The sequence below is a fragment of the Bradyrhizobium sp. STM 3843 genome (assembly GCF_000239815.1).
Lineage (GTDB): Bacteria > Pseudomonadota > Alphaproteobacteria > Rhizobiales > Xanthobacteraceae > Bradyrhizobium.
On record NZ_CAFK01000173.1, the window covers coordinates 1 to 5,206 of the forward strand.

The 5,206-nt window shown below is 63.7% G+C and carries 6 protein-coding genes; 4 read left to right on the forward strand and 2 right to left on the reverse strand.

Going from position 1 to position 5,206, the window contains the following annotated elements; genetic code table 11:
• Window positions 1-373: 373 nt before the first annotated feature.
• The gene (locus BRAS3843_RS18590) at window positions 374-2,038 is read right to left on the reverse strand and encodes an aminotransferase class III-fold pyridoxal phosphate-dependent enzyme (RefSeq protein ID WP_008970537.1); all 1,665 of its coding nucleotides are present in this window, start codon (window positions 2,036-2,038) and stop codon (window positions 374-376) included.
• A gap of 35 nt (window positions 2,039-2,073) precedes the next feature.
• On the opposite strand from BRAS3843_RS18590, the gene asd reads away from it, so the two are divergent.
• Both asd and BRAS3843_RS18600 read left to right on the forward strand, forming a co-directional pair.
• The gene (gene asd / locus BRAS3843_RS18595) at window positions 2,074-2,940 is read left to right on the forward strand and encodes an archaetidylserine decarboxylase (RefSeq protein ID WP_008970538.1); all 867 of its coding nucleotides are present in this window, start codon (window positions 2,074-2,076) and stop codon (window positions 2,938-2,940) included.
• A 125-nt stretch (window positions 2,941-3,065) separates the two neighbouring features.
• Window positions 3,066-4,097, forward strand: coding sequence for an NUDIX hydrolase (locus BRAS3843_RS18600; RefSeq protein ID WP_008970539.1), 1,032 nt, complete (start codon window positions 3,066-3,068; stop codon window positions 4,095-4,097).
• A 15-nt stretch (window positions 4,098-4,112) separates the two neighbouring features.
• Here BRAS3843_RS18600 and BRAS3843_RS40815 read toward each other — a convergent pair whose 3' ends face one another.
• On the reverse strand, window positions 4,113-4,376 hold the full coding sequence (locus tag BRAS3843_RS40815; RefSeq protein WP_139024909.1) for a hypothetical protein: 264 nt from the start codon (window positions 4,374-4,376) through the stop codon (window positions 4,113-4,115).
• A 12-nt stretch (window positions 4,377-4,388) separates the two neighbouring features.
• On the opposite strand from BRAS3843_RS40815, the gene BRAS3843_RS18605 reads away from it, so the two are divergent.
• Window positions 4,389-4,916 carry a (2Fe-2S)-binding protein gene (locus tag BRAS3843_RS18605; RefSeq protein ID WP_008970540.1) on the forward strand — a complete coding sequence of 176 codons (528 nt, stop codon included), beginning with the start codon at window positions 4,389-4,391 and terminating at the stop codon, window positions 4,914-4,916.
• The coding region (locus BRAS3843_RS18610) for an FAD binding domain-containing protein (RefSeq protein ID WP_035982125.1) at window positions 4,913-5,206 on the forward strand (294 nt) is incomplete at its 3' end. The genes BRAS3843_RS18605 and BRAS3843_RS18610, both read left to right, overlap by 4 nt.

Here is a 5,206-nt window from a genome sequence, read left to right on the forward strand (position 1 = left end):
TGGGGGGTCCACAGCGGTAGTCTTTGTGGGGCTACCCCCGCCCCAACCCCTCCCCGCAAGCGCAAGGCGATCGCATTTGACTGAATGAAGCTTGCGGCAGCAGTGCGCCTTCCACCGTCCTTCGAGACGCTCGCCTCCGGCGAGCTCCTCAGGACGAGGGCTGATTTCGTGGCGAAATCCTAGACCCTCATGGTGAGGAGCGCCGCTTGCGGCGCGTCTCGAACCATGAGGCCCAGAACGGCCTCGAATTCATATGCGGTCGTCCCTCGCGGGAGGGAGCAGAGTGTGGCACGCCGAGGCCGCAAAGCCCTCAAATGCAAACGGCCGGGGTTGAGCCCGGCCGCGAGGCGATCGTCACGTGAGAAGGGCAGCCTCAGCGCCCGAAGGCCTGGCCGATCATCTCTTTCAGGATCTTGCGCTTGATCGCCTTGTTGGTGAGCGAACCATCGTTCCACCACCACTGATCCTGCTTCATCTTCTCAGCCGCCGCGACGAAGCGCTTGGCGACTTCGGCAAAATCGGCGTCGGTGTAGTTGAGGCTGAAGATGAAGCGCCCGGTGCCGACCCAGCTGAGGGCCAGGCCCTCGGCGCGGAGGTAATATTGCAGCATCCAGTTGTAGCGCGAAGGCACGGTATATTCGACCGTCCAGATCGACTGCAAATTGGAGACATGGACCGGCAGGTCGCTCGCCTTCAGCATGTCGTTGAGCTGTTTGGCGCGGCCGTTCCAGGTCTCGTCGAGCCCATTATAGATCGCCGAGAAGTTCGGGCTCTTGAGCCGGCTCAGGAACTCGTCCATCGCCGTCATGACATAAGGATGCGAGTTGAAGGTGCCGCGGGCAAAGCAGATGTCGGCGGGCGCATCGTCGCGGAAGCGGCGCATGAACTTGGATTTGCCGCAGACCACGCCGATCGGCAGGCCGCCGCCGAGGCTCTTGCCGTAGGTGACCATGTCGGCGCGGACGCCGAAATACTCCTGGCAGCCGCTCGGCGCGAGCCGGAAGCCGAGAAACACCTCGTCGAAGATCAACACGATGCCGCGCTCGGTGCAGACCTCGCGCAGTTGGTTCAGCCAAGCGGTATAGGCCTCACGGTCGAAGCCGCCCTTGCGGGAGGAATCGACCAGCGCGGAATCGCCAGGTGCGTTGGAATTCGGATGCAGCGCCTGCAGGGGATTGACCAGCACGCAGGCGATATCGCGCCGCGTCCGCAACACATGCAGCGTCCGCTCCGGCATCTCCGCCAGCGTATAGGTCTCGTGCGGCGCAATCGGGTTGCCGACGCCGGGCTGCACGTCGCCCCACCAGCCGTGATAGGCGCCGGCAAACCGAACCAGATGCGTCTTGCCGGTATGATAGCGCGCCAGCCGCACCGCCTGCATCACGGCCTCAGTGCCGGACATATGGAACGAGACTTCGTCCATGCCGGACAGCTCGATCAGCCGTTTCACATTGTCGGCAACAACCGGGTGATAGAAGCCCAGCACCGGTCCGAGCGCCTGGGCGCGCGTGTCGGCGTTGGCGATGCATTCCTTGTAGAAATCATAGCCGAAGATGTTGACGCCGTAGGCGCCGGTCAGATCGTAGAAGACATTGCCGTCGAGGTCGGTCAGAGTGACGCCCGACGAGGCCTGCATGAAGGAGCCGGCGCCGAGATGTTCCTTGACCAGCCGGCTGTACTGGAACGGCACCCGGTAAGCCTGGGTGAACTGCAGGTCGGAGATGCCGGCGGCCGCCTCAGCGGTCAGCGCCCGGCTCTTGGCGAATTTCTCCTGGAACTGGGCGCCGAGCCGGAAGAAGCCGTCCTGCCGCTTGGTCGCGACGTCCTGCGGCGCGTCATCGGAGCGGAAGAAATCGTTGATATCGAACTCGTAGCGCGGGATCAGTTTCGAGATCCGCCGCGACATCTTGGAATGGCCGGCCAGCGAGCGGTGCTTGGCCCGTGACAATTCGATACGGGCCTTGACCTTCGGGGCGACAGCCGCTGTGACAGCAACCGCGCCGGCAGCGAGCGACAAGAGAGGAATCGAGTTTTCCATGTTCACAAGCGCTACTCAGTCCTGCTGACAGATTCATGACAGTCAAGAGCCTGATCTCCACCCTGACCCAACAGGAAGACCTCAACTTCCTGCTCACCAACCGCGTCCCCCGGGCGGCGCTGACCCGCTTCATGGGCTGGTTCAGCAAAATCGAGAACCCTTGGCTCGCGGATGCCTCGATCGGCTTCTGGAAGCTGTTCTCCGATCTCGATCTGTCGGAGGCCAAACAGACCCATTTCAAGAGCCTGCACGACTGCTTCACCCGGGAGTTGAAGCCGGGCCTGCGGCCGTTTGATTCGGACCCCGCGGTTGTGACCAGCCCGTCCGACGGCATCATCGGCGCCCACGGCACGATCGTGGATGGCGAACTCTACCAGATCAAAGGCGCGCCGTATTCTTTGATCGACCTGGTCGCCGATCCTGCCGTGGTCGAGACGCATCGGAATGGTCGCTTCATGACCCTGCGCCTCACGTCGAGCATGTATCATCGTTTCCACGCGCCCTACGACATGACGCTCGAGCACGTCAGCCTGATCCATGGCGATACCTGGAACGTCAACCCGATCGCCTTGAAGCGGGTCGAGCGGCTGTTCTGCAAGAACGAGCGCGCCGTCATCCGCACCCATCTGGCCACCGGCGAGCCGTTCACGATCGTGCCGGTCGCGGCTATTCTGGTTGCGAGCATCCGCCTGCACGCGCTCGACCGCGTCTTGAACGCGCAGACCGAACGCCCCCTGACATATTCCTGCGCCACCAGCGTGCGCAAAGGCGAGGAACTCGGCTGGTTCGAGCACGGTTCGACCATCATCCTGCTTGCGCCCGGCGACTTCGAATTCTGTGACAATGTGCAGGACGGGGCGCGCATCAAGGCCGGCGAGCGGCTGTGGCGCCGGCGTATCTGATGAAGGCGAATGCGCAAGATGCAACGGCGAAACCTCGATTTCGCCGTTGCGCATCGCTATATCGTTTCGTTCAATTCGACGAATCGAAGCTTTTGATGTTCCGAACCTGAAAGTCGGGAGACGCGATGGCGAGAGCGCCGGTCATGGCGGCGGGGGGTATTGTCCTGCGGCGGGAGCAGCCGCCGCGGATTGCGGTCGTGCGCCTGCGCAAGCGCGACGAATGGGTGCTGCCGAAGGGCAAGCTCGACGACGGCGAGACGCCGCGTGAAGCGGCCAAGCGCGAGGTGCTGGAGGAGACCGGGCACAGTGTGACTGTGCACGAATTCCTCGGCACCCTGGTCTATGACACCGGCGTGCGTGCCAAGGTCGTGCACTACTGGCGCATGGAGGCGAGTGGCGAGCCGACCCGCGCGCTGATGAACGATGTGCGTGCGGTCGACTGGCTGACGCTTGATGCCGCGGTGGCGCGGCTGTCGCGGGAGCACGAAAAGACGTTCCTGGAGAATGTCGGGCCCTATGCGCTTGCGGGTCTGATCCGCAAGACCAAGGCCAAGCCCGCGCCTGCGGGCAAGCCTGCCGTCGCTGCCGAGAAGCTGGCCAAGCCGGCGTCCGAGAGCAAACTGACGGCGGCGAGCAAGGCGGCTGCAACGCGCAAGCGCCGCAGCCGGGGCGTCGAGGAGCCGCCGGCGCCGTTGCCGGACGTGGCAGCCGAGCCAGCGGAACTGGCAAGTTCGCGCGACGCGAGCGCACCAATGGAGCCGGTCGCCGACGAGATCGATGCGATCGAGATCGTAGCTGTTGCGGTCGAACCTGTTAGCGAGAGCTTCGTCGAAGCTGCGGCGTCCGGACCGGCAGATGCCGAGGCTGAGCCGGAGCAGCCGAAAACCGCGCCGGCCATGCTGGATGACGTCGACCGGGTGCAAGCGGTCGCCGCCCAGATCAAGTCGATGATCCCAGCCGCGAAATCGTCCTCCGTGCCGCCGACTGCCGGCAGCGACCATGAGACGGTGGAGGAGGGCAGCGGATCTGATGCCGGCCGGCCCGGCAGCGTCACGGGCGATGACCCCGACGGATCGGACGATCCGAGCGATCCCGACGGGTCGCCGCGCCGCAGCCTGGCGCAGAAGATGCGCGCCTGGCTCGGGCGGGCAGCCTGAAGCTTTAGCGCGACCTCATTCGAACGATTCGTTGCGTTGCGGGTTATCCCCGAGAGGTATCTCATTTGAAGGGGTGCGATCGGGGCAACGGCCCCATGTTCCATCAACCATGATTGCTCGTCCGTGCTTGCGGACGATTGAAATTGCGCCAAAGCGCATATCTTGCGGCGAAAAAATCTCGGCACATTGATTTGTGCTGCGGAAACGCAAATCCATGCTCCCGTCCGAAGCCAACAAAAACAACAGAACCAAAAACAACAGAACCAAGAAGCGCCACATGGAGAATCCCGCATGAGCCCGCCATCCTCGCCCCAATCGGGGGCGCATGCCACGTCCAAGCCCGCGCCTCTTTCGATCACGCTGAAGATCAATGGGGAGTCGCGAACAATATCCGTCGCGCCGTGGACCACGCTGCTCGATCTCCTGCGCAATCATCTCGACATGACCGGCAGCAAGAAGGGCTGCGATCACGGCCAGTGCGGTGCCTGCACGGTGCTGCTCGACGGTCGTCGCGTGGTGTCCTGCCTGACATTTGCGGTGATGAAGGACGGCTCCGAGGTGACCACGATTGAGGGGCTGGCGAAGGGAGATGCGCTGCATCCGTTGCAGCAGGCCTTCATCGATCATGACGCCTTCCAGTGCGGCTATTGCACGCCGGGCCAGATCTGCTCGGCCGCCGGCCTGATCGCGGAGGGCAGGGCGAAGACCGTGGATGACATCCGCGAACTGATGAGCGGCAACATCTGCCGCTGCGGCGCCTATCCCAACATCGTCGCCGCCATCGAGCAGGCGATGGGCGCAATGGGAGGCAGCCGATGAACGCCTTCGAATACGCCCGCGCGGCCGACATCGCCGAGGCCGTCAGGCTGAAGGCCGCCGATCCGGCGGCCAAGTTCATCGCCGGCGGCACCAATCTGATCGACCTGATGAAGTATCACGTCGAGCATCCGGCGCGGCTGATCGATATCACCCGGCTGCCGCTGCGATCAGTCGAGCCGTCGCACAGCGGCGGCGTGATGATCGGTGCGTTGGTGCCCAACAGCGACCTTGCCTATCATCCGCTGATCGAAAGCCGCTACCCCTTGCTCTCGAGCGCGATCCTGGCCGGC